The organism is Streptomyces sp. NPDC020489 (genome assembly GCF_044386545.1).
GTDB lineage: Bacteria > Actinomycetota > Actinomycetes > Streptomycetales > Streptomycetaceae > Streptomyces.
In genome coordinates this window covers 1-25,556 of sequence record NZ_JBIRUZ010000017.1, presented here as the reverse complement: position 1 = coordinate 25,556, position 25,556 = coordinate 1, and the positions used below count along the sequence as shown (strand labels likewise).

Genomic DNA, 25,556 nt, shown 5'->3' with positions numbered 1-25,556 from the left:
TCACCGTGCCCACGGGGTTGGCACGGTGACAGCCCCGGCGGCGTCCTCCCGGCCGGGTCAGGGCAGCAACTGCCGCGCCTCCGACGACAGGGGGCCGCCCTCCGAGCGCTCGGTCTTGCGGCCCTTGCTGCCCGGCGCCAGGGTGCGCGGGTCCACCGCCTCGGCGGGCGCGCCGGTCGCGTACAGGCCCTCGGGGTCGGTGTCGCGGTCGTGCGGGAGCAGCCAGAACACCCGGCGGCGGAAGGTGCCCGAGGAGCGGGACGGCTTGGCCCCGGGTCCCAGCAGCGCGTAGCCGACCATGCGTCCGTCGCGGTGGTAGGCGGGCTTGCCGCGGCGGGTGGGCAGCCGGTCCAGGCTCTGGCGCACGTAGTCGAGCGCGCTGATGTCCTCGAGCCAGACGAAGTCGTCCTCGTGAACGAGCTCGTCCTCGGCGATGAGCGCGCTCATGCTGTCTCCTCGTCCGCGAGCAGTCCGATGCCCGGGTAGTACTTGCGCTGGTTGGACAGGATCATCTCCTTGGGAGAGGCCAGTCCCACCACCTCTCGGACCCGCGCCGCGAAGGCCCGGGACGAGATCGCCGGGGCCCCCTCATTCTGACACCAGGTCTTATAGACCGCGTAGAGCTGTGCCTGTTCCGCTCTCAGCTCCGGGGCGATCCGGCAGGATTCGGAGAGAAAGCGCCCGGTGTGGTCCTCGGTCTCCGCGTAGGCCGTGGTGGCGATCCGTACGCGCTCGGGGCCGGCCAGGTCCTTCTCGCCGCTCAGGTAGCGGCGGGCGCCCAGGATCAGCCAGTTGAGGATCCCCGGGCCCTCCTCCGTGACGAGGATGTCGGCCAGGTTGTCGATCTTGCGGTGGTCGGGGACGACCCGCTCGAACGGGATCAGCCGCATGCGCCGCCAGAACGCGAAGCCGCCGGTGCCGACCTCGGGCCGGTGGTTGCCCAGCAGCCAGAGCTTGTGGGTGGGCTGGAAGCTGAAGAAGTCCTGCCGCATCCGGCGGGCCTTGATCCGGTCACCGCCGGTCAGCAGCTTCACCCGGGCCTCGTCGAAGCGGTCCCCCGGCTTGACCTCGCTGCACACGATGACCCGCCGTCCGTGCAGCTCGGCCAGGTCGGTGGGGTGCCCCTCGTAGGGCCGGGCCATCAAAAAGCCCGGCGGCGCGGCATCCGCGTAGTCCCCCACCAGCTTCATCAGCACGTCCAGCAGCACCGACTTGCCGTTCTTGCCGGACCCGAACAAAAACGGCATGACCTGTCCGCCGACGTCCCCGGTGATGGAGTACCCCAGCAGCAGATGCAGGAAGTCGATCATCTCCGCGCCCTCGGGCCCGTCACCGAAGGTGTCGGTGAGGAACCGGTCCCAACGCGGGGTGGGCATCGGCTGGGGGGCGGCGGTGGTGGAGCGGGAGTGGAAGTCCTTGTCGGGGTCGGGCGTACGGATCAGCCCGGTGCGCAGGTCCACGATGCCGGCCGGGGTGCACAGCGCGTACGGGTCGGCGTCCAGGCGGGCGGCGTTGAGCACCATGCCGGGCGCGGTGCGGGCCTGCGCGAGCATGGCGTTCATCCCGCCGGTGCTCAGGGCCCGGCGGCGGTGCTGCTGGAGCGCCACGGAGGTGAAGACCCCGCGCGGGTCGTTGCTCGCCAGGGACTCCGCGAGATCACCGGCGGCCCACATCACCGTGTCGTCCTCGTCGATCTGCCAGCGCGTGCTGTCCCAGCGGAACCAGCCGAGCCCGGGCACGTGGCGGTAGTCGTTGGAGTAGAGCTTGACGAACAGCTTGGCGTTGCCCCGGTCGCTGAGGGTGTCGGGCAGCAGTCCGTCGGCCGTGGCCGCCGCCGTCTGCGCGGGGACGTCCTCCTCGGAGCGGGCGTGCGGCACCGGCTGCGCGAGGATCTGCGCGGCGACGGCCTGGGCGTCGAAGAGGGCGTCGTCCTGGCGGGACGTCATACGCGGCCTCCCGGGGCCAGTGGGCGGAGCCGACCGGCGTTCAGACCGCTGCGGATGATGGCCTGGTAACGGCGTTCCTGGCCCGGGCGGGCGTGCTCGGCGGCCTCGCCGAGGATCCGCTCGGCCTCCGTCGCCTCGAGCTGCCCGCCGGCCACGAGCCCGCCCGCGGTGTAGGCGGCTCGGTTCAACTTCTCGGAGAACGCCGCCCCTTCCGTCACGGCGGCGCAGGCGGCCACCTCGGCGAGCAGCGCGCCCAGGGCGCGGTTCACGGCGCCGTGGCCCCCGCCCGCGGCCAGGACGGCCTGGCGGGCCCTGGGGGGCACCGGTCGCGGCGTGGGCACGTACGCGGGCGGCAGATGCCCGGTGCGCTCCAGTTCGCGGGCGAGCCAGTCGGGCAGCGGCGCGGGCTCCCGTGCGGGGCCCACGGGCTCGTACGCCCCGGCGTCGGTCACTGTGCCCGGGGCGACGATGTAGCCGCCGTGCGCCCGTACGTCGACCTGCCAGGCCAGCGCGCGGGAGCCCGCGCCGGTGGAGCACTGCCAGCGGTGCCCGCTGTGCGCCCGGTACCAGACGTGCAGGCCGCCCGAGGGGGTCCTGACGCGCAGGGTCGTCTCGTCGTCGGCGGGGCTGGGAAAGCCGCGCAGGGCGGCCAGCACGCCGAGGGTGTGGAAGCCGTTGGCCAGCCCGCTCAGGTCGATGTCGTCGGAGATCGCGATTCCCGGCAGTAGGCGGTCCCGGTCGGGGAGTTGGCGTTCGTGCGCGTCGATGTCGATGACCAGCAGGCCGGCGGGCCCGCAGGAGATGCCCACGCCGAAGCCCGGGTTGGCGCCCCACCACTGCTCGATCCTGGTGAAGTCGAGGGTGGCCGCGTGGAATCCGTGGCACCAGCGACCCGCGGCCGGGCAGCCGCAGCCCTTGTGGTGATGGCCGGGTCGACGGCAGTCCTCGCAGTTGCCCGCGGGGGTCTTGCGCCCCGGGGCCAGCGGATGGACGGGCCATCCCCGGCTGGCACACCACCGAGCCGTCATCAGCGCGCCCGCGACCGGGGCGGACACAGATGAGTAGCTACGTGAGTTGTGCAGCTCAGAGGCCATGCGCACCCCCCACCAGCGACCGAAGCGACTGAGCGACCGGAACAGCCTAGCGAAGCGAGCGGGAACCGAGGGCCCCCTGTGGAAAACAAAGATTCGATTCACTTCGAGGGGTCAGCGACTGACCGAGAAGCGACCCAGCGACTGAGCGTCTTCGGTAGCTCTTCAGTCGCTCGGAGAAAACCGCAGGTCAGCGATAGGGACAAGACCAAAACAGCGACTGAAGCGACTAAGCGACTGAATATATGACGCGCACGCGCACACACGCACACACGCGAATGTCTTCATATACCCGGGGCTTGAGTCGCTTCAGTCGCTGTTTCACCAGCTGCACCCCGCCTGACCTGGAACTTCTTCTCAGCGACCGAAGGCGACTCAAGCCGGTCTTGGTCGCTGCTCTTCAGTCGCTGCGCGTTGTGCGGGCTTCAGGCAGGCAGCGACCGAAGCGGACGCCCCTCAGTGACTCACCAACCGAAGCGACTCAAGCGACTCTGAAGCCGACCTGAAGGGAAACCGGCCCGGCCCGTCCGAAAAGCACCGGTGCGGGTGCCGCCCAGGGCACAACCCCGACTCTCAATCGCTTCAGTCGCTGTCCCCCGCCCAAGCCGCCCTGACCTGGGCCCTCTTGGCAGCGACCGACAGCGACCCAGCCCCTGCCGCCCTGACCGGGCTCCCCGCGACAACACCCGTGCCCCCTGCGCGGGACTTCCTCCCCTGCTGGCCCATACTGATCTCCTGCGAGGACCCCGAGCCCGTCCCGATTCGGACGGCGGGCCGACACCCCGGGGCGAGGGAGGAGACGAAGTGCCGGATCGCATCCACCAGTTCGGCATCTACGGCGCCCGCGGCATCAAGGGTTACGAAGCGGTCGCCCGCCGGCTCGACGCCCTCGCCGGGTACATCGCCACCCCCGTCACCGCCCGCCGCGGCCTGCTGGCCCGCCTGCACTACCTCACCCGCACCGACCACGCCCGGGCCGCCGCACGCGCCGCGGGACTGACGGTCACCGAGCGCACGCTCAAGGCCTGGCTGGACGGAAGGCGCAGCCCCTCCAAGAAGAACCTCGACCGCATCGAGCAGGCCTACCGCACCGTCCGCCGCCACAACACCGCCCGCTACCTCCTGGCCCGCCTCAACCGCGAGGGCCGCGGCACCCGGGTCGAGATCCACCCCATCAACCAGTCCCAGGTGGCCCGGCCCCGCCAGCGCGTGGTGGAGTTCCGCACCCTCAACATCCGCCACTGGGACCGCATCGTCGAAGCCTGGGCGACCGACAACGCCCAGGCCCTCGACGACGCCTGGGTCGACCAGATCGTGGACCTGGGCTCGCAGTGGGGCCAGTACGAGTACGTCACGAACGTGGGCTTCGCCGCCTGACGCCACCGGGTGGTGGCGCGGGCCTGGGTGGCTTTGCTGGGGTCGGGTTGAGCTCAGCGGAGGGCGCGCAGAGTCCGTGGGCGCGGAGGGCGCGCAGGGCCCGTGGGCGCGGAGGGCGCGCAGGGCCCGTGGGCGGCGGTGTGCGACAGCGGGCGCGTCGAAGGCCGCAGGGGGCACCAGGATGGGAGCCGCCGACGTGGGCCGGCTGCTCCGCCGGTGAGGGGGCCGCGGGCCCTCTGGCCGTTGCCGGTGAGGCTGTTGCCGGGCTACAGCCCCAGGTCGAGGGCGAGACACGAGAAGGTGCGCCAGGCGGCCGTCTCGGCGGGCAAGGCGTTCGCGCCGCCGTGCGGCGCGGACTGCGCCAGTTCCGTCATGTCCTCGTACCGGATGCGCTCGGGCAGCGTGCCGAAACGTGCGTGGCGGGTCGCTGCGGCGGTGTCCAACGCGGCTTCCTGACTCATGGCGGGCCTCCACTTCGTCACTGGTGAACGGCCCCGTCGCTGGGACCGTCGACAGCGTGCGCCTCGGTTGCGTCACCTGTCAAGGCGGTGACGGTTTTGAGTGGCTGGGGCCGCAGGGGTGTCCCGCAGCTGCTCCCCACCGGCCTCTGAAGCCCCCTAGAGCCCCTTGGAGCCACTGAGCGAGGCGATCCGGGGCGGCGTGGTCTGATCGCCGCGCCGAGGGCCTAAGAGCCGCGACAGGGGGCACCAGAGCCCGCGCGGCACCTCGCTGCCGACGGGGCGCCCAGCAATGGAAGGCGGGCATCCTTGCCCCCTGGCGGCGTCACCTGTCAGGATGGTGATGTGAATCCTGACCACGTCTTCGTGTGCGGCCACCCGGCCCTCGACTTCGCGGCCACCCTCCGGGCCCGACGTTCGACCCGGTTCGAGATGTTCGTGACGCCGGAGCGACTGAACGCCTGGTACCTGGAGTCCGGGCTGGTGGACACGATCACCCCGGGCCAGGAGGACGACGTCCAGGAGGCCACGGCGGTACGCGAGGCCATCTACCGGCTCGTCACCAACCGCCGCCTCGGCGAGGAGTTCGACCCGAAGGCCCTCGAGACGCTCAACGCCGCCGCTCGCAAGACCGCTGTGACGCCCCAGCTCACCCCGGCCGGACGGCTCACCGAGGCCTCCCCCGAGCAGGCGCTGGCAACGGTCGCCCGGCAGGCGGTGGAACTCCTCAGCGGCCCCGACGTGCCCCTGCTGAAGGAGTGTGGCAACCCCGAGTGCACCAGGGTCTACATCGACCGCTCCCGCGGCATGCGGCGCCAGTGGTGCGGTATGGAATCCTGCGGCAACAAGATCAAGGCCGCCGCGTACCGAGCCCGGAAGAAGTCCGCGCCGGCAGGAGCAGCGCGCTGAGGGCGGGGCCAGCGGCGACAGCAGGAGCCGGCGGACAGGACCTGCGTGCTGCACCAGGAGCAAGCTCTCCCCGAAGCCCCGCCTGGCGAAGGAACCGCACGGCGAACTCCTGAGAAGCACCCCCTTTGCGTATCCCACGAGCAGCGATCCGCAGCCAACCAGCGACCGCGCGTTTCACGGACCGGGACCGCCTGGGACCGCCCGGGTCACCGACCGGTCTTCGCTCTCGGGCGGTGGGTGAAGGCACTTCGGTAAGCGGCCGGGGTCATGCCGATCTGGCGGCTCAGGTGCTGGCGGAGTGACTCGCCGGACCCAAGACCGCTGCGGTCGGCCACCTGGTCGATGGTGAGATCGGTGGTCTCCAGCAGCTCGCGGGCTCTCAACAGCCGCTGCTGGAGGAGCCATTGGAACGGGGCCACACCGGTCTCGGCCGTGAAGCGGCGCGTCAGGGTCCGCACACTCACCTTGGCCTGACCGGCCAGGTCATGCAGGGAGATCGGCTGATCCAGGTGCTGCAACGCCCAGATGCGGGTTGCGTCCAATGAGGAGTCCGTCTTGGACGGCAGAGGGGTCTGCACGAACTGCGCCTGCCCGCCGTGGCGCACCGGGGTGACGACAGCGGCGCGGGCTGCCGCGTTGGCCACGGCCGCGCCGTAGTCGGAGCTGATCAGGTGCAGACACAGGTCGATCCCGGCGGCCGAGCCTGCACCGGTGATGATCGGCCCGTCCTCGGCGAACAGCCGGTCGGCGTCCACATGCACCGAAGGGAAGGTGCGCTGCATTTCCTCGGCCAAGCCCCAGTGTGTGGTGGCGACACGGCCGTCGAGGAGCCCGGCCTGGGCCAGGACGAAGGCGCCGCTACAGATCGAGGCGATGCGCTTGCCGGCAGCGGCCGCCTCCCGCAGGGCATCCAGCGCGGCCGGCCCGGCGTCGTGCCGGCTCGCGGTCGAGGGAACGATCACCGTGTCCGCCGCCGCGACCGCCTGAAGGCCGTGGCGGATCACCACATCGATGCCACCGGAGGCGGTGACCGTGCCGGGAACGGCGGTGCACACCGTCACCTCGTAGCCGGGGCGTCCGCCAAGTTCGACGGCGCCGAGCAGCGTCGAGGGCATGGACAGGTCGAAGGGCTTGATCGCGGGGACCGCCAGGACGGCGACACGATGCATGGCCAGATCCTTGGAGTTCGTGGCGTTCAGGTCACTGACCCTACCCCGGCTCCCCACGGCAGAGTTGGGCGAGCGGTCGGGCCCTCCGCGCACCACGTTCTCCCCTGTCGGGAAGCGTTCCACTTTTGAAGTGAACGGAGACACCACCATGGGCGCATCAGTCGTCATCGGAGCAGGCGCGACCGGGGTCGCGACCGCCAGGCAACTGGCCGACAGCGGCAGACGGGTCCGCCTCATCACCCGCAGTGGCAGTGGCCCTGACCACCCCGGCATCGAACGGATCGCCCTGGACGCGGGCCGCACCGACGAACTGGCCGAGGCACTGGCCGGAGCGACCACGGTGTTCAACGCCGCCATGACCGCCTACCAGACCTGGCCACAGACCATGCCGCCGCTGTTCGCCTCGATCCTCGCCGCGACCGAACGGGCCGGCGCCGACTACGTGATGCTCGGCAACCACTACGGCTATCAGCAGACCACCGGGCCGGTCACCGAGCGCACCCCGATGACCCCGCACACCCGGAAGGGCCGGGTGAGGGCCGAGCTGTGGCAGCAGGCCAAGGATGCCCATGACGAAGGACGGTTGCGGGCCACCGAAGTGCGAGCCGGTCAGTACCTGGGTCCGGGCGCAGTCTCAGCGTTCACGTTGCTGGTCGCGCCCCGAGTCCGCGAGGGCGAATTGGCTCTCGTCCACGGCAACCCCGATGCGGCGCATTCGTTTTCCTACACCGAGGACGCCGCAGCCGCGCTGGTGACGGTCAGCCGCGACGAACGGGCCTGGGGACGGGCCTGGCACGCCCCAGTCATCACCACGACCCTGCGCCAGGCCGCGAGCACCCTCGCCGAACTGCACGGAGCACCCGAACCCCGGTTGGAGCCACTCACCGAACGGGATCTAGCGCTGTTGTCCTTCACCGATCCACTGTGGCGGGAGTTCGCCGAGATGAGCTACATGTCCGAGCGTCCGTTCATCGCGGACGACAGCGATATCCGCAACACCTTCGGACTCAAGCCCTCCACGCTCCGCGAAGCGCTGGCGGCCTGATAGATAACGCAGCGGCGGACCGGGCAGCGGACCTCAAAGCCGTACGGTGCGCATGTCCGTACGGAACGCCCCCTCGACCACTCCCCCGGCCTCACCTATTACGCCGTAATAGGCAGAGACAGCTGTGGCCGGCACGAGACAGCGCTCGTACCGGCCACAGCCGCAACAGGGCAGGGGCTCAGGTTCGGGACCTGATGCGCTGGCTCTGATGCTCGGTGAGGATGGCGAGCATCTTGTCGAACGCGTCGTCGCTCATCTTCTGGATGAGATGCATGGCGACGAAGGCGCCATCCTCGTAAGGCAGTCGCCGGGCAGCACCCGCCTCCACCTGAGCCCGCTCCACGTCCACATCCGCATCCGCGAGCACACTGTCGGCCGCTCGGGGATCAGGCACGGTCTCCCCCGCCTTCACGGGGGCGTCCTTCTTCGTAGGCTTCCTCGGCGGATCAACCGGCGCCGCCACTCCCGGCGTTGAGTCGACCACCGGAGAAACACTCCCCGACGGCTGGGCAGTTGCGGCAGGCGCTTCTTCCGAGGAGGAGTGCGCAGTGGCATCCCGACGCCCGGCAACGGAGGAACCCACAGCCTCTCCCGCCGCGGGTTCCTGGTGGGGGACGCCGGCCCCCGCTGCTGGCGCGGGTACCACCACCCGCCGTTCCGCCTCCTTCCGTGCCCGCTCGGCCTTCAGCTCCTGAAGAGCGGCTTCCTGCCTCTCGTGCGGCTCCTTGGCGACGGAACGCAGAAGCTCAACGGGCTCCTCCCCCACGACCGCCTGGAGTTCCGGAGCCAGATTGAGCAGAGCGAGACGCTGGGACACCCATCCCTGGGACTTGCTGAGCCGCTTGGCGAGCTTGACCTGCGACCCATGGATCGCGAGCAGGCGCTGCAGGGCCTTCGCCTCGTCGAGGGGGTCGAGATCGCTGCGATGGATGTTGGCGACGAGAGCGGACTCGAGAATGCCGTCGCCGTCGGCGCCCTGCTCATCGTCGATCATGACGTTGAGGTGGGTCAGCCCTGCGGCGCGCGCGGCCGCCAGCCGGCTGCTGCCGTCCACGACGACATGGGTGGTGTCGGGCTCCAGGTCGTTCGCGCGGGCAGGGTTGGCCTTGAGGTAGGCGTCACGGTTCATGACCGTGATGGCCTGCTTCTGGCCGTGCTCCTTAAGGCTCTCCGCGAGTTCGGTCAGATCGCCGAGCGAGGTGCGGGGGTTCTCGGGGTTGGGGCTGATGCGGGTGACGGGGAGGCGGTTGGGAGGAGCGACCCCGTCGGTCGGTACGCCGGTCGCCGCACCGATGGCGGCCCGCCTGGCGCTGACAGGCCGGGCCCCTCCCCCGAAGCGTCCGGCCCCCAGCTGGTCGGCCTTGCTCATGAGATCTCCCGGGCCAGTGCACGCATGGCGATGGCCTGCTGCGAGGCCGGCGCATAGCTCAGCAGTGGCTGCTTCATACGGACGGCCTCCTTCTGTTCCTTCAGGTCGTTGATGAGGCCGACGACTCTCGGATCCTTTATGTCGATCCATCCCTGCAGAGACGATGTGGCGATGTAGCCGCGTCGACCGTCGTAGAGGTTCACGACGATGCCCAAGTAGTCGATGTCGAGGGCGAGGTCGTGACGGAGATCGTCTATCTGGTTCGTCAGCAGGTCGTAGGCATCGGCGGAGCTGTCCTCAGCCTGGACGACGATCAGGGCTCCGGACTGTCCGGGCCCTTCACCGTCACGTCGGCGTCCGTAGTAGGCGGCGGCGTCCATGCTCAGGCCGAGGCTGGGCGGGCAGTCCACGATGACTACGTCGTAATCGGCTTCGAGCGGCGTAAGGGCCCGTTCCAAAGCTGCCTCGCGGGCACGGACCGCGGACAGGCGGACATCGAGGAGGAAGGCGTCATGGCACGCGGGCAGGAGGTGCAGCCGCCCTCCGAAGTGGTCGTCGTCGATCGAGACGATGAGATCCTTCAGCTCGCCCTTGGGGTCACCGGCCATGTGATTGGTGAGGCTGTCACCGTTCATCGCCAGGGGAGCCGCACCCAGTTGATTGGTGAGGTGGCACTGGGGGTCGAAGTCGACCAACAGGACTCGGAGCCCATGTCCTGGAAGCTTCTCGATATCGAGCGGGTCGTTGGTAACAGCGCTCGGGTCGGCCTCAGCCTCGGTGTCACCGGCGCGGAGTGCGGAGACCAGGGCCTTGGCGACGCGCACGGGGAACAGCCGGTTCGGGTCCTCCGAGAGGGCCTCACCCACGCCCGCCGTGATGGCGGTCTTGCCTACGCCACCCTTCTGATTGCAGACGACGATGCGGCGGGTGATCGCGGGACGCTGGACATCCGGTGCGGGGTTCGTGTCGAGCCAGAGCTGAACGGACTGGGCGAGCCCTTGGATCAGGGATACACGGCGGTCCTCCGCGGTCCTCCGGAACTCCTCCCACTGCCCAGGGGGCAGGAAGGTGGAGAAGGACTCAGCTCCAGCGGTGTCGACCGTGGCCGTGGCGGAGGCGAGGTCGCACCACGCGGTGATGCCCTGCTCGACGGCCGTCTGAATCTCGATACCGAGCTGGGCAGTTCTGACTTTGAGGTTCTGCCGGAGCCATCCCGGCAGCTTGGAGACGACCTTGGCTCGGTCGCTTGAGGTGGCTGGCATACTCATGGCGCTACCTTACTAACGTCAAAGATCATCTGCTGCACCGACACGTTAGTTAGTGCGACTTGGGGACGCGAAGGAGCAGCCTCGCCGACCTATTACGGCGTAATAGGTCGGCCGGGCACACGAGTCACGCAGAGCACCTCAGACTCCCCGACTGTGCTCCCCTCTACAAGGCTCCGCTCCCCGCGAGCCGCTCGCCACGACGGCTCATCAAGTACCTGTCGAGCCCTCAGACCTATTACGGCGTAATAGGTCTGAGGGACGGCAAGCCCGTCGGCCGAGCACAGCAGGCCCAAGCTGTCCTACCTCGTCGGACCTTGACCGGTCTCACCGAAGTCCGACGAGCATCCTGTTCGCCTCGACGAACCTTGATCACTGCTCCTGGGAGCCTGGCGGATGCGGCCACGTACGCTCGGCCGCATGCCCCGCTCCCCCAAAAAGCCCCGCCGACTGGTCGCCGACGGGCGCGTGTACATGTGGACGCTGGGCCACAGCCATAGAAGGGACCACGACGGCCGGCCCGTGGACTGCCGCCACATACTCACGCTGTCCCCACAGCCGTCCGGCACCGGCGGCCCACTGCGCATTGTTTTTGCCGACGGGCCCGACCGGTACATCCCGGGCGGGGCCCCCTTCGGCTCCGGAGACGTGGGCTTCACCCGGGGCGCAGACCTGAACCTGCACGAGCCGGGCGCCGTCCGCGCTTTGCTCGACGTGGCGTTGGCGCGTGGATGGCAACCGGGGGAGCGGCGGACGGTCGAGGTCGACGGCTGGCTCCTGCTGCCGGCGGCCGCCGCGCGAGCAGGGGGCACCGGCCCCACAGAGGACACCGGCCCCGAGGGCCGGTAGCGGCGGCTCCTCTGAACCTGACTTCATTGCTCGGAACAGCCCACGACGCGGCGCTCAAAGTCCCCTACGTTCTCTCTGGCCTGGGCGAGCCCAGGAGGCCGTCGCCGAAGGCTGGCGGCACAGGAGGCACCCTGCCCACCGGGCTGCTCCCGCCGAGCTGCTGGGGCCGGCCAGGCAGCCCCAGCCAAGAACCCGCGAGCTCCACCCTAGATCCCCCGGGACCTATTACGCCGTAATAGGTCCCGGGGGAGTGGAGCTGCTCCAGAGCTGAACGACCTCCACCAGAGCCCCGCACACAATCCGGCTCGGTACCTCTGCCGTCCGCGCCCGGCCCCTACCCGATCAACGGGACCGCGGGGGAGTAGCGCCCCCTGACCCCCGTGCCGGACTGCCCTGCCGTCTCGGAGACAACGCCCCGCGGCCGCCGACCACGCCACCGTCCTACACGACGATCGACTCAGCCCGGCGACGGCCCCGCACGACACCCCATCCACCCGCCGGGCCCTGCTCGCGGCCACCGGGAAAACGCCTCACCGCGAACGTCCCACGCCCCAGGCGAGCCGTCCACCATGTGGTCGCCACGGCATACGACCACACGCCAACGGCAGACTGAATCGGCGGCCAGCCCCCTGATGAGCCTGGCGCCGAGCCTGGATCGAAGACGGTTTCCCCCATACTTCAGCAGGCGCGCTACACGACGGAGCTTCTGCCGCCCCCGCGACAGGATCTCCTTGAGGAAGGCTGAACACGGTGACGACCGCCGCATATCAGGGTGAACCCGGCTCCAACTCGGCGACCGCCGCGCGCGCCCTCTTCCCCGAGGCCCGCGACTGGCCGTGCACCAGTTTCGAGCAGGCCCTGGACGCCGTGACGCTCGGCGCCGCCGACGTCGCCGTCATCCCGGTCGACAACTCCGCGGCCGGACGAGTCGCCGACGTACATCATCTGCTGCCCGAGTCCGGGCTGTTCATCGTCGCCGAGTACTTCCTCGCCATCCGCTTCGACCTGATGGCCGTACCCGGCACGACCCTCGACCAGGTGGAGTGCGTACGCAGCCACGTGCACGCTCTCGGACAGTGCCGCAAGATCCTGCGGGAGGGCGGCTGGCGCACCCTCGTTAGCGACGACACCGCGGGAGCCGCCCGCGAGGTGGCCGAAGTCGGCGACCCACGGCACGCCGCCCTCGCCCCGCCCGCCGCGGCCGAGCTCTACGGCCTCGAGGTGCTGCGCGCCGAAGTCGAGGACGACCCGGACAACACCACACGCTTCGTCGTCCTGTCCCGGGACGCGGCCTTCGCCCCGCACACGGGGGAGCCGACGATGACGAGCCTGTTCTTCTGCGTACGCAACATTCCCAGCGCGCTCTACAAGGCGCTCGGCGGCTTCGCCAGCAGCGGAGTAAACCTCACCAAGATCGAGAGTTACCAGATTGGGGCGGGCCTCAACCCCAGCCGCTTCTATGTCGAGATCGAGGGCCACCCCGACGACGAACGCGTCGCCCTCGCCCTGCACGAACTGCGCTTCTTCTCCTCCGAGGTCCGCATCCTGGGCGTCTACCCGGCGCACCCGCACCGCGCGCGGAGCTGACGAGGAGACGACAAGTGGGCCGCAGTCTCCATGTCCTGGAAGGCCCGCGCCCACAACTGTCCCTGGACTTCAGGCAGATACCATCGCCGCTCCCCGAACACGCCGACCTGGTCGGCCGTTTCCTCGAAGATGCCCGCCGGGCCTGACCCCAGGCGGCCTCACACCAGAGGCCCCAGGGAGTGACCCCGGTGTTTCAGCGGCACTGGCTCACACGCACGTAAGCGGCGTAAGCGGAATGCCCCGGCCCGTTCCTTGGTTTCTCGGAGCACTCGCCCGTCGCCCCCTCGGTCGCCCCCTGGGGTCGCGGCTCGTCGAGCACACCGATGGGAGAAGCCTTGAAGCCGTCCACCACCAGGACCGAGTCGCCTCGCCTCCGCCGCGTCCACCTGCCCGGCACCGTTCCGTCCCCCTCCCCGGCCACCCCCCGCCCCAGAACACCCGAGGACAAGCGGGAAGCCTCCGCCACAGACAACCCCCGGCAGGTTGTGGAATGAGAAGACGACGTCAGCGGCCTGCCCCGAGCTCAGTGCGCGCACCCTCCTGCTCCCCCCGGACAACCCCCTCAGGAATCTTCTCGGCACCGAGGGCGTTCTGGCCCTACCGGGCCCAATCACCGCTTTAACAAGTGATGATCTAATAGCTCAGTCACCTGCCCAAATGGTGACGACAGAAGGTTCCCGGTTCGCTGACGTGCGAGCCTGGAGACCTGCGCGAACGGACGCGAAAAGACGCGAACGGAAAGGTGAGGTGCCATGAGTGACGTCGGGGAGAAGGCGCTGCTGGCGGGCGGTTGCTTCTGGGGCATGCAGGAGTTGATCCGGGCGCTGCCCGGGGTGAAGCACACGAGGGTGGGCTACAGCGGCGACAACGACAAGCCCAACGCCACGTACCGCGACCACGGAAGGCACGCGGAGTCGATCGAGATCACCTTCGACCCCACGGTCACCGACTACCGCACGATCCTGGAGTACTTCTTCCAGATCCACGACCCGAGCACCCGGGACCGGCAGGGCAACGACATCGGTCTCAGCTATCGTTCCGCGATCTTCTACTTCGACGACAAGCAGCGCCGGATCGCCGAGGACACCATCGCCGACGTAGACGCCTCCGGGCTGTGGCCGGGGCCGGTGGTGACCGAGGTGGTCCCGGCCGGCCCGTTCTGGGAGGCCGAACCGGAGCACCAGGACTACCTCCAGCGCTACCCGGACGGCTACACCTGCCACTTCCCGCGCCCGAACTGGCGCCTGCCCAAGCGCGCCGAGGCCTGACCCGGGGGAGGGCGGGGGAGCATCTCCTCGCCTTCTCACCACCCGCGCCCCGGACCCCGCCCGTCACCGATCACCGCGACCTGGGTGGTCGGTGTCGGCCCAAGGCGCCTGGACAGACTGCGGGTCTCATGCGAACCGACCGAGACGCCGCTTCGCATGAACGATATGTACATGCCTAGCAGGCGTCTGGGGCGTGGCGTCTGGGCTGGGGCGTCACAGTGCGCGACGCATGGGGACGACGTTGTCCTCGCCAGTCGCCCGGGAGAACAGCCGGTAGTAGACGATGTTGGAGAACCGGTCCGACTGTTCCAGCCAGCCGGCTTCCACCAGCTGGCGGCGCATCCGGGAGAACACGGTGGGGGTCATATCGACCTCTGCGGCCAGCTGCTGCCCGGCCATACGGACCGCACCGGCGCGATCGGTCGGCATCATCGCGTACATGAGAACGATGAGGCGCTGGCTCGCCGACAATCCTGCGGTGCGCCGCAGAAGTGCGCGGTAGTACGTGCCGTCGGTTGAGATGAACCTAACGTACATACACGTCTGATTTCGGCAAATATGCAGGTCAGAGCGATATCCGCTCGGCGCCCTCTAATGCTGAGTCAAACCCGACTGCACGCCCTCCACCTGAGGTCACAACACACCTCGTGGTACCGGTGGCTTCGCGTGCGGCTCTGTAGGCATCTGCACGTTGTGGACAGCACCAACGGCTCTGAGTCTCGGGTGGTACCGCACGAGACGAACAACAGCACCAACAGCAGCGGTACAGGCGGTCGCAGGTGCCGCCGCCCGGCCTGGGGGCCGTTCGGCTCCGGTACCTCCGCACGCCGAGTCCCGACTGCCCCGTATCGGAGGTTCTGTTCTGTGGCTGAGGACCATGTGCTCGTATTGCGGCACAGGAACTCAACCAGCCGTTGATTTATAGGTTCACAAACTGCGGACCCGCTCACACTGGCTGCACGTCTTCGACAACGCCTCGATGATGCGGATGCCGGCAACATCGCTGCCCCCTGGACGGCCTTCCGCTCGCGCTCGCACAGGCAGCAGCACTGCTGACCCGGGAGTTACCGGCGGCGGTCTTGAAGGAGGAGCAGGGCCTTCCGCCCGGCTATCCGACCGCGCTGGCTGCGCAGGTTCGCCTCTCCCGCGGCCTACGAAGCCCCGTGCTGGCCACACATGCGAGGCGACACGGGGCCTCCCACCGCTACGCCCGATTCGACCCCACCTCGTGGGGAGGGTCTCTGCGCGTTCAGTCCCTGCCCTTCGGTCCCTTAGAAACGTGCAGGTCACGGCGGTATACGAAGCCTGGAAGGGACTGAAGGGACTCAAGTTGGTAATTATGAGTGAGTCACGTATGCGTGTACGCGCGGGCGCATCTGTCGAAGTGTCCATACGTAGGTGGCTCATAATTGGAGTTTTCAGTCCCTACAGTCCCTTTCGAGTACCGCATCTCGCCTCTGAGCTGCGGAAATGTCCAGGGACTCAAAGGAGGGTCCAGCCCTTGGGGCCGACGCCTTCAGGCCCTGCTCGGAGGCAGCGGCAGCGGGTACAGCCTGGTGAGGGACCTGAGCTGCAAGCCCCAGGCGGGAAGTGCCCAACATCCGGGGCTGACTGAGTCCCTGAGCCGTCCCCGCCTCTCTGGGGTGGCGGATAGCTAGACCACGGTCCCTCCAGACACTCCCATTAAGGGCATTACGGTCACATGCCCCACGTCCTGGTATCTGTTCAGCGACTCAAGGGACCGTAGGGACCCGAAAGCAGATACGACGCCACGCGGGGGGAGCTGCCGTCTCTCCCCCCGCGGGGGTCCTACACTCTCTTCCGAAAGCCAGTCCCTACAGTCCCTTTGGTCCCTCACTTCAGCACGCGCCCGCCCCGGTCGGGCCAGTCAGGGACCGCAGGACGAGACCCTCACCGAAGGACAGACGCGTGCCCGGCCCCGACGTGACGAGAGTGCCCGCCACTGCGCGGTCGACCGCACCCCACGCCGTGGCCCGCTGGTGTGCCGAACAGGGCTGGCCGGTCCACCCCTTGGCGACCGGACGCAAGACACCCGCCGCCAACTGCCCCGCCTGCAAGGACAAGCACCACCCGCCCGCGGGATGTGCCTGTATCCCCGCCGGCCGCCCCTGCCACGGATTCCACGCCGCAACGACCAACACGACGCGCATCGACGCCTGGTGGTCCGCTCACCCTTCCTGGGGAGTCGGCGTGGCCTGCGGCGGCGCCAACTTGATCGTCATCGACATCGACGCGCACGCCGCGCCGGTCCCGGATCGCAGTCGGCTCCTGCCTGGGATCACCATCCACGACTCCGTGAACCTGGAGGGTCTGGCCTCCGGCTTCGACACCCTGGCACTTCTGGCCGCACTGCGTGGCCAGCCCAGTCCGGCAGACGACGACAGCACGTTGCGTGTGCGTACCCCCTCCGGGGGCCTGCACGTGTGGTACCGAAATCCCCACCCAGCCATCCGGTTCCGCTGCTCCACCGGGTCCAGCACCAAGACCGCGCTTGCCTGGCAGGTCGACATCCGGGCCGACGGCGGCTACATCGTCGCTCCCACCACCCGCACCACCAACGGCACTTACCTGCGGGAGGGGCCCCGCCATCTGCCTGCGCCGCTGCCCGATTGGCTGGGCGAGGAACTCGTGCGCACCGGACACACGATCCAGCCGCCGCCAACCTCGTCCCGACCCGTGATCCCCCGCAGCCGCCGTCGACGGACCCCTGTGCGCGCACACCGCGTCCTGGACCCGCTGCTACTGGAGGTCGCCGACTGCGCCGCCCTGCCCGAGGGAGCCGCCTTCACCGAAAAACTCAACAAGGCCGCCTACACGGCCGGAGGGTTGGCGGCCGCCGGGCACCTCGATGAACACACTGCTCGCACTCTGCTGCGCGAGGCCGCCGAGGCCGCGCGCCCCTGGCAAAGCGCCCGCAACGAACGCATCATCGACGACGCCCTCGCCGCCGGGACCGCCCGCCCGCTCCACCTCGAAGGACGCTCATGAGCAGCGCCGAGACGCCGCGCTTCGACGCCACCGCTGCTGCCCAGCAAATGCTGGACCTCGAACAGACACACCAGCAGCCAGCCGCCCTCCCGGCTCAGGCGCACACCTCTCCCTCCGCAACGCCGACACCGTCCTGGGCGTTGACGGCACCCCTGCCCACAACCCTCACCGACCGTGGCAACGCCAAGCTGTTCGTCAAGCTCTACCGCGATCAGTTCCGCCACGTCGAAGGCCTGGGCTGGTTCTGCTGGGACGGCTACCGCTGGAAGCGCACCGGCGGTGAGAAAGCCGCCCTGTGGGCCGCGGGCGAGATGGCAGAAGACATGCCCGACAGCGACCCGCGCGGACTCTTCAGCGACCGCGAACTCCGCCACCACAAAAAGCGCACCCTTTCGACCACCGGCATGAAGGCCCTCCTCACCCAGGCCAAAGCCTCCCCGGACCTGTCCGTCGACCCCGACACTCTCGACGGCGACCCCTACGCCCTGTGCACCCCCGCCGGTGTCGTCGACCTGAACACCGGACAGCTGCGCAAGCCCGATCCCACCCGCGACTTCCACTCCCGCGCCACCAGCGTCGCCCCCCAGCAGACCGGCACACCACGCTGGCACCGCTTCCTGTACGACACCTTCGGCGACGACGCCGAAGGCCAGGAAATGATCGACTTCCTGCACCTGCTGCTCGGCTACTCCATCACCGGCGACGTCGGTGCCCAGGTCCTGCCGTTCCTCCACGGCCACGGGAAGAACGGCAAGAGCGTCCTGCTGGACGTCATGATCCAGATCCTGGGGGACTACGCGGACGCCGCCCCGCCCGGATTCCTCATGGACCGCGGCGCGTTCTCCGAGCACTCCACCGAACTCACCGAACTCCACGGCCGCCGCCTGATCGTCTGCAGCGAGCTCAAGCCCAACGACAAGTTCGACGAAGCCCGCGTTCGCCTCCTGACCGGCGGAGACAAGATCAAAGCCCGCCGCATGCGGCAGGACTACTTCTCCTTCAGCCCCACCCACCACCTGTGGCTGCTCGGCAACCACCGCCCCGAGGTCTCCACCGGCGGGTTCGCGTTCTGGCGCCGTATCCGCCTGCTGCCCTTCGAGCGCACCGTCCCCGACCACCGCAAGATCGACAACCTGGCGCTCGAACTCGTCCGCGACGAAGGCCCCGGCATCCTCCAGTGGCTCATCGAAGGCGCCCGCCGCTACCTCACCACCCGTGACAACCTCGAAGGGCCCGACCGCGTCCGCATCGCCACCAGCGCGTACGCCAACACCGAGGACCACATCGGCCGCTTCCTCACCGAATGCTGCACCCGCGACACCGAGGCCCAGCCCGACCTGCGCGTCGAACAAGGCCTCCTGTACGCCGCTTACGCCTCCTGGTGCAGCACCGGTGAAGGCATCCGCCCGGCCGGAACCCGCGCTTTCGCCACCCGCGTCCGGCAGGAAGTCGGCCTCGCCTCTCCCACCGACATGATCAAATCCAACGGCCGCAAGTACTACCCCGGCCTCGCCCTGCTGGACACCCCCTCATGAGCCAACAGCAGCCCCCTGCCCGCGAACTGCCACGCACCAGGCCCGGCCCCCAGCAGTCTCTACCCACCCGCATGCACCCCACCTACCATGGGCCTGCAGGGCCACGTCCAGAAGCGGGCGGAACACCACATCACGAGGCGGGCCGCCGGTCGGTCCCGCAGACGAAGGAGGGGCAACAGCCATGAGCTCGCTACTGACCGAGGGCGATCTCACCCACGAAGAACGCGTCGTATGGCTGGAAGACCCCGAAAACTTCGACTACGTCCGCCAGGCCCTCGACAAGACCCGCCGCCGCAACACCAAACCCCCCTATGAGCGCGACGGCCGCATGGTCGGCTACGCCCTCCTCGACGACCAGGCTGAACCCGACCCCGACAGCGGCCTGTACAAGCGGCGCGTCTTCTTCCTCCTCCCGCACGACCGCGACAGCCTCCCCGGCGGCCTGTACCGCGAAGGCGCCCCCGGCGAAGCCGTCGACCCGCGCACCATCGAGGTGAAGAAGGTGGGGGAGAAGACCCCACGCTCCCAGAGCGGACCGGCCGCCATAACCGGCTCCCGCTCCTGACCGATCACGGACGGTTACGCGGCCGCCTCAATGAGCTCGTCAGCAAGGTCACCGGGTCGGAGCTGCGTTTTGAGCCGGCCTCCTGGTGCAGGGAGGGTGTCGGAGGCCTGGGTCAGGGGGCGGGGTTCGGGGTCGATGACGCACACCGTCCCCCACGCGATACCGGTGTCCGTGTCGATGAGAGGTGCTCCGAAGTAGGAGCGGATGCCGAGGGCATCGGTGACGTGGTTGCCGGCGAAGCGGGGGCTGGCGTAGACGTCGGGTAACGGCAGTGCTTTTTGGCGGGTGATGACGTCCGGGCACCAGCCGTGGCGTCGGCTCATGCTGCGGCCCACCGGGATCAGTCCGCTGTCCGGGGGCGGCTGGTGCAGGCCGATGAACGTCTGCTGAGGCCAGAAGACGTTCACGAATCCGTAGGCCAGCCCGGTCCGTTCAGCCATCTCCCGCGCCAGTTGGTCCATGCGATCGTCCGCCGCCGGGGCGATGCCGAGGCGGGCGATCACCTCCTGGCGCGCCTGTTCCACCGCGATCCGGTGGGCGGTGGCGGCGCTGATCGAGGCGGGTTGGTGGGACAGCATGCCGGGCGGCGCCGTCACCGCTTCCCCGGGGCAGGGCAGGGGGCGTCCACCGGTGCCGGTGGTAGCGGGGGACGGCATAAGGGGGTGCTGGTGGGTCATCACATGTCCAAGGGGGTGGGGGTGGTGAGGCAGGCAAGGGCGTGGTCGACGAGGGTGACCAGCGCGGCGGCGACCTGAGACGTCTCGCGGGCGTCGCAGGACAGGATCGGGATGTGGGGGGCGATGTCGAGGGCCTGGCGGACGTCCTCGTGGGGGAAGAGGCGGGCCCCGTCGAACGGGTTGATCGCGATGATGAACGGCAGCCGGATCTGCTCGAAGAACGACACCGCCAGAAAACTGTCCTCCAGGCGGCGGGTGTCGACGAGGACGACGGCGCCTACCGCGCCGCTGCACACGTCGTACCAGAGGTGGGAGAACCGCTGCTGACCCGGCGTGCCGAACAGCAGCAGCTCAAAAGGGTCCGGCTCGGTGAAGCCGACGCGGCCGAAGTCGAACTCCACCGTGGTGGTCGTCTTGGAGGCCACGTGGTCGAGGCGGTCGACCGCCACGCTCGCCTCGGTCAGGCGTTCCTCCGTGGAAAGCGGCGGGATATCGCTGACGGCCCCAACCGCGGTGGTCTTCCCGGCCCCGAACCCACCCGCGATGACCACCTTGAACACGGTGCGCTCCGCACCGCTCTCGGTGGCGTACCCGTGCGCCGCGGGACCGCTGGTGCGGCTGGGTGGACTATTCATCGGGCCACTTCATGGTCAGGGCGGCGCGCAGCCGCAGCAGCAGGGCTTGATCGGGATCCGACGCGACGGCAGTGGCGGCGCCCGGCACGAGGACGTGGACGGTACGACCAACCGACCGACCGCGTAGCCCTTCCGGCGTCCTGCGCAATCGGTGCGCGAAGCCTGCGCAATCGGCTTGCGCGGGTGACTGCGCAGCCTTGCCCGCGTCCTGCGCGGCCGGGCTGCGCAGTCCGCCCACCGGTGCGCAGCCAGTCCCGGTTGCGTGCGCGCTACTGCTTGCCCGACCGCTTCAGATGACTGCGCAATGCGCATCTGCCGTCCCGGCGACCGCTTGGAGTTCCGCATCGAGGCAGGGCGCCGCGGGGTGTCGAAATGTCGTGGTCGGGCCTGTGGTCGGGGCGTACCACAGACCCGACCACGGCTTTGTGTCCCTTTATGACCGTGGTCGGGCCTTCATGGTCCGTGGTCTGGTCGGGTCGGCGGTTTTCCTGAAGGTCAGTAATGTCCCGTTCTGACCTGGGAGTTTGACCAAGTCCCGCGCCAAGCAGGCTCCTCAGGGCGAGGCGGCTGCTCCGATGGCGGCCGGCGCCGGGCTGGAGACGATGCGGCGCCGCGTGCGCCTAGCGCTCTGGACTGTCATCGCTTCCGGCCCGATCGCCCTGCGGTGTCGCTGTGGCCTCCGCCCCGGCCACGTTCGAGGCGGACACCCCGGCCACGCCCACTGCTGTGCACCGCGGCGGTCGCCGCCGACCCGAGCGGCTGTGCGCAGTTATTCGTCAGTGCCTGCTTGCGCAACAGTGCCGACGACACGACCAGTGCGCGGGCGCGGCTTGCGCAGTCCCTCGCGCCCGACGTCGAACTGCTCCGGACCCGGCCGCAAGTGCGCAGTTCCCCCCTTGTGTGACGGCGGTGCGCGGTGCACAGCGCACCGGCGGTACCTGGTCGGTGACGGTAGCCGCGCCGTGAGCCGACGGACGGTTGCGCCACTACGCGTTGCCAGTTGCTGCCGCCCCCGCAGGAACCTCAGTTTCCGCGATCGCTGGTAGACCGCGTGCGCGCCGGCGAAGCCGAGCAGGGTGCGCCAATTCCCTTATCGCGGCGGCCGGTACGCCCGGGGCGCGGCCGTGGTGGCCGGACCGGACAGCGGCCAACCCCGAGTACGCCTCGGATGCTGTCGGGCTGGGTGGCGTGAGCCGGGTCAACGTCGGATGCGGCGAGCTGGTGCCGGGCGGCCTGTACGCGCCCGTGCAGGCTTACCTCGGGGCGCAGATGAGCGCTTGAGTGGCTGCCTTCGCCGTTCCTCTCGCCTGCTGTCTCCTCCGCGGCCAGAATGCCGGTATCGACGCGAGCGTCCAGGCGACCGAGTGGTCCTGGAAGGGGCATGTCTACCGTGCCGGCCCTGTTGCGCTGTGGGTTGCGCTGGAGGTTGCGGTAGAGGTTGCGCCAGGGTGTTGCGCTGGAGGTTGCGTGGCCCCCTGGAGCCTGTCCGCGTTCCCCCTGGTCACCCCAACATTCAGGCTTGGTACGCCTGCTGACATCCCCCTCTGCGCACCCCCACGCCCCCGACGAGAACAAGAAGGAAGGGAAAAGGGAAGGGCGGGGACGGGTGTGGGCCGCCTCGGGGGATCGGGGCGCCGTCCTCATCTTGTTGCGTGTCGGCGGGGCCTCCGCGCTCGGGTGCCGGGCACAGCCGGTGCAGACGAGTTTCGAGGCACGGCCAGCACGTAGCCCGCCCCCTGAGCCTTCTTGCTGAGGCTCAGACGGGACACAGTTGGTGGAGACAGAGGGGCGCACGAGATTTTATGCTTTCGACGCGAGCGGCGTGCTGACCAGCCAGCCCGCTACCAGCGCATGCCGAGTGCGTTGAGGGTTTCGCGTCGTTCGGGGCTGAGTTTGGCGGCGCGGCGGCGGGTGTTGGAGATGAACGATCCGAGCCCGAGGAGTTCACCGTCGACGTTTTCGCGGTGTTGGCGGGGTACTTGGAGGTGGCCTTCGCGGGCGTGGAACTGTCGGGCGGCGGTCATGTTGCGTTCCCACAGCTCGTCCTGGGACCGGCGCGCCGGCCGGAGCTCCTGCGCACGGTCAGGGCCGATGCCGATCGTTTCCAGGAGGTATTGCTGTGCGGGCATGAGCCGGCCCCACCCGGCGACCTGTCCGGTGAGCCACACGCCGAGGTCTTCGCCCTGGACGATGACGTCTCCCGGCCCGGCCGGGAGCGCCCCGCCCGCCTTCACGTGTGCGAGCAGCAGCCGGTAGGAGCGCTGCCAGGTGATCTCCCACCCCTCGGGTGCCCACCCCGGATCGATGTCGTTCAGCGCCTCCATACGGGCTTCGGAGAGCTCCCCCGCATAGGAGACGCCGGTCTCCGCGTTCGCGCGGCGTACGGCGTTCTCACGTGCCCTCTTGGCTCCCTGACGAGCGTTCTTGAGGAAGACCCCCAGGGGATACCCATCCCACACCACGGAGGAGGCGGGCAGGAGGTGGCCGTGCACGTTCGCGTAGTCACGCGCCACGGCGAGGCCTGCATCGAACGCGGAGGCGTGGACGGACCACACCATCCCCAGCTTCTCCAGCGTCTGCACCCGCTTCGCGTCCAGGGTTCCGGCTGTGTAGTAGCGGCGTTGATCTGCCACCCATACTCCCAGCGGATGACCGCCGATCCCGGGCCAGTCGGCCGGCGTGACATACGTGTAGGGCACGCGGAGTTCGGTGTTGCCGGTCTCGCGCAGCCATCGGGTGGCGGCTTCGATGCCGCGCAGCCAGTAGGCGCGTTCGGGGTCGATCACCCGCAGTCGGACAAATTGCGTGAGGACGGCCGGGTCCCGTTCCTCGGTGAACCGCAGCACTCCCGCCGCCGCGGCCCCGACCGCCGGAACAAGATCCTGCTCCTGGCCGTCCTCAGCTTCAGTGTCCTGCGCCAGGTCTACGCCGTCGCCGTCCTCGGACACCCAACTGCCGCTACGTAGACGGGGATCAGCAAGCGCCTCGATCGTCTCGGCATCGTGCGCCCGCAGGGCTCCGAGGACCTTGCTGAGGCTGTTGTAGGCATCCGAGGTGAGCAACTCATTCGGATCTTCGCCCGGTCCGAGAAATACCGGCACGATCAGCGTAGCGAGTTTCCCGCGCCCTGGATGCAGCCTCAGTGCACGTCCGACCATCTGCACGATATCAACCATCGAGCCGCGCGCATCCGCGAACAGCACCGCGTCACATTCAGCGGTATCAACACCTTCACCCAATACGCGAACTGAGGAAAGGACCCGCAATTCAGCCCGCACGTCCTCACCCTCCAACGCGGGTCCCCCGAGGAAATCGGAAGCAAATTCATCCAGCACCTGGCGGCGGTGTCCGGGGGTGTGCTCGCCGTAGAGCCAGTCTGCCCACACCTGCCGAGCCGGCGGGTAGGTGTCGGGGTCGTCCTCGGCGAGCCGGCGGGCCGTCACCGGCACGGCGGCCGCCATCGCCTCGGCCTCGCCCACCCGGCTGTGGAACGACAGCACCCGCCGGAACCGCTCCTTGACCGCAGCCTGCATCAGTCCCGTCTGGACCGCGGCCAGACGTGCCCCGCGCACGGCGTCGGAGCCGGTGTCCTCGCTTCTCAGGGCCGCATACAGGTCGGGGTCACGGACGTCGAGGCACAGCACCTGATACGGCGCAACAATGCCGCGCCCGATCGCATCGGACAACGACAGCTTGTACGCCACCGGCCCGAACACCGGCGAGCCGTCCTCCATCGACGCCACCAACCGCGGCCGCTCACCCTGGCCGTCGGCCCCCCACACCCGCGGCGTGGCCGTCATATACAACCGCCGCTCCGCAGGCAGCTGCGCATGGTCGTGCACGGCCGCCCACGGCCTCATGCCGTCACCGCTGGTCCGGTGGGCCTCGTCCACGACCATCAGGCTCCACACCCCGAGGCCGGCGGCATGAGCTCGCTGGAGGATCCGCAGCCCCACGGAAGCGTAGGTCGCGAAGACAGTGACAGTCTCCAGCCCCTCCAGCCAGGCCACCAGCTCGTCAGGGTCGGTGGTGCAGGGCAGGCCCTGGCTCTCCTCCGCACGCAGCGAGCACACCCCGATCATCGCCCCTGACCGTCCCGCCCGACGCCACGCGGCGGCCATCTGCGTCAGCAGGTCCAACGTCGGCACCACCACCAGCACCCGGCGAGCGGAAAGGCGGCGCGCGGACTCCGCACCGATCAGACTTTTCCCGGAACCGGTGGCAGCGATAACCTGTGTGCGCAAGCCCTCGGGCGGCATATGTCCACCGGGCGGTGTGCCGAGAATACGGACGACGTTATCGACCGCCTCAGCCTGATGCGGCCTCAATTCCATGCCAGTCACAAGACCCCGCATTCTCCAGCGCATTCAGAGGAAATCCGGTGTCATCCCAGATTCCATCCAAGTTACAAAAGTGACGCCCCCTCAACCCGGAACTTCAAGCGGAGAGGTACCTTGTAATCATTCCAGACTCAAGCCGCTAGCCAGAGTGACGCACAGAGTTTTCCCGGAAGTGACCGAAACTGATCAGGGGTGGCCGGTTCCGGAGGGGTGGGGCTGGCGGGAGGCCAAACGCCAGCCCGTAGACCCTCCTTGTAGCTGCCGCCTTTCCGGCAGGCCCGGAGGGCATGCCGAGTCCGTACAGGACTGCGAAGCAGGCCAGTACGGGACAGGTTCAGGCCGGAGGCCTGAACCCCCGGATCACGGAGTGATCCGGGCAGGCGGAACGGAGTTCCGCCCCTTTCGGGCGAAGCCCGGAACCCGCCGCGTAGCGGCGGCGCGTCGTGTCTGCGGAGCAGACCG

Annotated in this window: 20 protein-coding genes; 9 read left to right on the top strand and 11 right to left on the bottom strand. The window is 69.1% G+C overall.

The features are described 5' to 3' along the window. Nucleotides 1–57: 57 nt before the first annotated feature. From ACH41F_RS35060 to ACH41F_RS35050, 3 genes are read right to left on the bottom strand one after another with little or no spacing between them, the layout of a single operon-like run. Complete coding sequence (locus ACH41F_RS35060) at nucleotides 58–447, bottom strand: DUF6009 family protein (RefSeq protein ID WP_391244592.1); 390 nt, start codon at nucleotides 445–447, stop codon at nucleotides 58–60. Beyond that, nucleotides 444–1,946: a phage/plasmid primase, P4 family gene (locus ACH41F_RS35055; protein WP_391244595.1), complete on the bottom strand. Its 1,503-nt coding sequence runs from the start codon at nucleotides 1,944–1,946 to the stop codon at nucleotides 444–446. Before ACH41F_RS35055 ends, ACH41F_RS35060 begins: the two co-directional genes overlap by 4 nt. Beyond that, nucleotides 1,943–2,974, bottom strand: coding sequence for a bifunctional DNA primase/polymerase (locus tag ACH41F_RS35050; RefSeq protein ID WP_398839249.1), 1,032 nt, complete (start codon nucleotides 2,972–2,974; stop codon nucleotides 1,943–1,945). Before ACH41F_RS35050 ends, ACH41F_RS35055 begins: the two co-directional genes overlap by 4 nt. Nucleotides 2,975–3,841: 867 nt before the next feature. Here ACH41F_RS35050 and ACH41F_RS35045 point away from each other — a divergent pair. Then, on the top strand, nucleotides 3,842–4,414 hold the full coding sequence (locus ACH41F_RS35045; RefSeq protein WP_398839033.1) for a transcriptional regulator: 573 nt from the start codon (nucleotides 3,842–3,844) through the stop codon (nucleotides 4,412–4,414). 266 nt (nucleotides 4,415–4,680) lie between these two features. Here the strand turns inward: ACH41F_RS35045 and ACH41F_RS35040 are convergent, their stop codons facing one another. Further along, nucleotides 4,681–4,875: a hypothetical protein gene (locus ACH41F_RS35040; protein WP_391244601.1), complete on the bottom strand. Its 195-nt coding sequence runs from the start codon at nucleotides 4,873–4,875 to the stop codon at nucleotides 4,681–4,683. A 342-nt stretch (nucleotides 4,876–5,217) separates the two neighbouring features. Between ACH41F_RS35040 and ACH41F_RS35035 the strand changes: the two genes are divergently transcribed. Next, entirely contained in the window at nucleotides 5,218–5,781 is a 564-nt protein-coding gene (locus ACH41F_RS35035) for a CGNR zinc finger domain-containing protein (protein WP_398839029.1), read from the top strand. Between the two features lie 206 nt (nucleotides 5,782–5,987). Here ACH41F_RS35035 and ACH41F_RS35030 read toward each other — a convergent pair whose 3' ends face one another. Beyond that, the gene (locus ACH41F_RS35030; protein WP_398839247.1) at nucleotides 5,988–6,950 is read right to left on the bottom strand and encodes a GlxA family transcriptional regulator; all 963 of its coding nucleotides are present in this window, start codon (nucleotides 6,948–6,950) and stop codon (nucleotides 5,988–5,990) included. A 148-nt stretch (nucleotides 6,951–7,098) separates the two neighbouring features. Between ACH41F_RS35030 and ACH41F_RS35025 the strand changes: the two genes are divergently transcribed. Then, nucleotides 7,099–7,995 carry an NAD-dependent epimerase/dehydratase family protein gene (locus ACH41F_RS35025; protein WP_398839027.1) on the top strand — a complete coding sequence of 299 codons (897 nt, stop codon included), beginning with the start codon at nucleotides 7,099–7,101 and terminating at the stop codon, nucleotides 7,993–7,995. A 178-nt stretch (nucleotides 7,996–8,173) separates the two neighbouring features. Here ACH41F_RS35025 and ACH41F_RS35020 read toward each other — a convergent pair whose 3' ends face one another. Further along, nucleotides 8,174–9,364 (bottom strand): ParB/RepB/Spo0J family partition protein, encoded by a 1,191-nt coding sequence (locus tag ACH41F_RS35020; protein WP_398839025.1) that lies wholly within the window; start codon nucleotides 9,362–9,364, stop codon nucleotides 8,174–8,176. After that, nucleotides 9,361–10,632, bottom strand: coding sequence for a ParA family protein (locus ACH41F_RS35015; protein WP_398839023.1), 1,272 nt, complete (start codon nucleotides 10,630–10,632; stop codon nucleotides 9,361–9,363). Before ACH41F_RS35015 ends, ACH41F_RS35020 begins: the two co-directional genes overlap by 4 nt. A gap of 417 nt (nucleotides 10,633–11,049) precedes the next feature. On the opposite strand from ACH41F_RS35015, the gene ACH41F_RS35010 reads away from it, so the two are divergent. From ACH41F_RS35010 to msrA, 3 genes are all read left to right on the top strand, one after another. Then, entirely contained in the window at nucleotides 11,050–11,478 is a 429-nt protein-coding gene (locus tag ACH41F_RS35010) for a hypothetical protein (protein WP_398839021.1), read from the top strand. Between the two features lie 750 nt (nucleotides 11,479–12,228). Further along, on the top strand, nucleotides 12,229–13,065 hold the full coding sequence (locus ACH41F_RS35005) for a prephenate dehydratase (protein ID WP_398839019.1): 837 nt from the start codon (nucleotides 12,229–12,231) through the stop codon (nucleotides 13,063–13,065). A 752-nt stretch (nucleotides 13,066–13,817) separates the two neighbouring features. Then, nucleotides 13,818–14,333 (top strand): peptide-methionine (S)-S-oxide reductase MsrA, encoded by a 516-nt coding sequence (gene msrA / locus ACH41F_RS35000; protein WP_398839017.1) that lies wholly within the window; start codon nucleotides 13,818–13,820, stop codon nucleotides 14,331–14,333. A gap of 213 nt (nucleotides 14,334–14,546) precedes the next feature. Here the strand turns inward: msrA and ACH41F_RS34995 are convergent, their stop codons facing one another. Further along, a complete protein-coding gene (locus ACH41F_RS34995) occupies nucleotides 14,547–14,870 on the bottom strand; it encodes a replication initiation protein, RepL2 (protein ID WP_398839015.1) in 324 nt (107 codons plus the stop codon). Nucleotides 14,871–16,262: 1,392 nt separating this feature from the next. Between ACH41F_RS34995 and ACH41F_RS34990 the strand changes: the two genes are divergently transcribed. From ACH41F_RS34990 to ACH41F_RS34980, 3 genes are all read left to right on the top strand, one after another. Further along, on the top strand, nucleotides 16,263–17,342 hold the full coding sequence (locus ACH41F_RS34990; protein WP_398839013.1) for a bifunctional DNA primase/polymerase: 1,080 nt from the start codon (nucleotides 16,263–16,265) through the stop codon (nucleotides 17,340–17,342). After that, a complete protein-coding gene (locus tag ACH41F_RS34985; RefSeq protein ID WP_391244626.1) occupies nucleotides 17,339–18,877 on the top strand; it encodes a phage/plasmid primase, P4 family in 1,539 nt (512 codons plus the stop codon). The genes ACH41F_RS34990 and ACH41F_RS34985 overlap by 4 nt, the downstream gene beginning before the upstream one ends. A gap of 181 nt (nucleotides 18,878–19,058) precedes the next feature. After that, complete coding sequence (locus ACH41F_RS34980) at nucleotides 19,059–19,442, top strand: DUF6009 family protein (RefSeq protein ID WP_398839010.1); 384 nt, start codon at nucleotides 19,059–19,061, stop codon at nucleotides 19,440–19,442. 14 nt (nucleotides 19,443–19,456) lie between these two features. Here ACH41F_RS34980 and ACH41F_RS34975 read toward each other — a convergent pair whose 3' ends face one another. The 3 genes from ACH41F_RS34975 to ACH41F_RS34965 all read right to left on the bottom strand — a co-directional run bounded on the left by ACH41F_RS34975 (nucleotide 19,457) and on the right by ACH41F_RS34965 (nucleotide 25,088). After that, nucleotides 19,457–20,098: a GAF domain-containing protein gene (locus tag ACH41F_RS34975; RefSeq protein ID WP_398839008.1), complete on the bottom strand. Its 642-nt coding sequence runs from the start codon at nucleotides 20,096–20,098 to the stop codon at nucleotides 19,457–19,459. Between the two features lie 20 nt (nucleotides 20,099–20,118). After that, nucleotides 20,119–20,754 carry a GTP-binding protein gene (locus ACH41F_RS34970; RefSeq protein ID WP_398839006.1) on the bottom strand — a complete coding sequence of 212 codons (636 nt, stop codon included), beginning with the start codon at nucleotides 20,752–20,754 and terminating at the stop codon, nucleotides 20,119–20,121. Nucleotides 20,755–22,595: 1,841 nt separating this feature from the next. Beyond that, nucleotides 22,596–25,088, bottom strand: coding sequence for a Helicase associated domain protein (locus tag ACH41F_RS34965; protein ID WP_398839245.1), 2,493 nt, complete (start codon nucleotides 25,086–25,088; stop codon nucleotides 22,596–22,598). Between the last annotated feature and the right edge of the window lie 468 nt (nucleotides 25,089–25,556).

What these genes read in the sequence shown, in the direction of transcription:
- msrA (WP_398839017.1), top strand. Translation starts at nt 13,818, where the DNA reads ATGAGTGACGTCGGGGAGAAGGCGCTGCTGGCGGGCGGTTGCTTCTGG.
- ACH41F_RS34995 (WP_398839015.1), bottom strand. Translation starts at nt 14,870, where the DNA reads ATGTACGTTAGGTTCATCTCAACCGACGGCACGTACTACCGCGCACTT.
- ACH41F_RS35020 (WP_398839025.1), bottom strand. Translation starts at nt 9,364, where the DNA reads ATGAGCAAGGCCGACCAGCTGGGGGCCGGACGCTTCGGGGGAGGGGCC.
- ACH41F_RS35025 (WP_398839027.1), top strand. Translation starts at nt 7,099, where the DNA reads ATGGGCGCATCAGTCGTCATCGGAGCAGGCGCGACCGGGGTCGCGACC.
- ACH41F_RS34985 (WP_391244626.1), top strand. Translation starts at nt 17,339, where the DNA reads ATGAGCAGCGCCGAGACGCCGCGCTTCGACGCCACCGCTGCTGCCCAG.
- ACH41F_RS35030 (WP_398839247.1), bottom strand. Translation starts at nt 6,950, where the DNA reads ATGCATCGTGTCGCCGTCCTGGCGGTCCCCGCGATCAAGCCCTTCGAC.
- ACH41F_RS34980 (WP_398839010.1), top strand. Translation starts at nt 19,059, where the DNA reads ATGAGCTCGCTACTGACCGAGGGCGATCTCACCCACGAAGAACGCGTC.
- ACH41F_RS35040 (WP_391244601.1), bottom strand. Translation starts at nt 4,875, where the DNA reads ATGAGTCAGGAAGCCGCGTTGGACACCGCCGCAGCGACCCGCCACGCA.
- ACH41F_RS34965 (WP_398839245.1), bottom strand. Translation starts at nt 25,088, where the DNA reads ATGGAATTGAGGCCGCATCAGGCTGAGGCGGTCGATAACGTCGTCCGT.
- ACH41F_RS35055 (WP_391244595.1), bottom strand. Translation starts at nt 1,946, where the DNA reads ATGACGTCCCGCCAGGACGACGCCCTCTTCGACGCCCAGGCCGTCGCC.
- ACH41F_RS35060 (WP_391244592.1), bottom strand. Translation starts at nt 447, where the DNA reads ATGAGCGCGCTCATCGCCGAGGACGAGCTCGTTCACGAGGACGACTTC.
- ACH41F_RS35050 (WP_398839249.1), bottom strand. Translation starts at nt 2,974, where the DNA reads ATGACGGCTCGGTGGTGTGCCAGCCGGGGATGGCCCGTCCATCCGCTG.
- ACH41F_RS34975 (WP_398839008.1), bottom strand. Translation starts at nt 20,098, where the DNA reads ATGCCGTCCCCCGCTACCACCGGCACCGGTGGACGCCCCCTGCCCTGC.
- ACH41F_RS35010 (WP_398839021.1), top strand. Translation starts at nt 11,050, where the DNA reads ATGCCCCGCTCCCCCAAAAAGCCCCGCCGACTGGTCGCCGACGGGCGC.
- ACH41F_RS35015 (WP_398839023.1), bottom strand. Translation starts at nt 10,632, where the DNA reads ATGAGTATGCCAGCCACCTCAAGCGACCGAGCCAAGGTCGTCTCCAAG.
- ACH41F_RS34970 (WP_398839006.1), bottom strand. Translation starts at nt 20,754, where the DNA reads ATGAATAGTCCACCCAGCCGCACCAGCGGTCCCGCGGCGCACGGGTAC.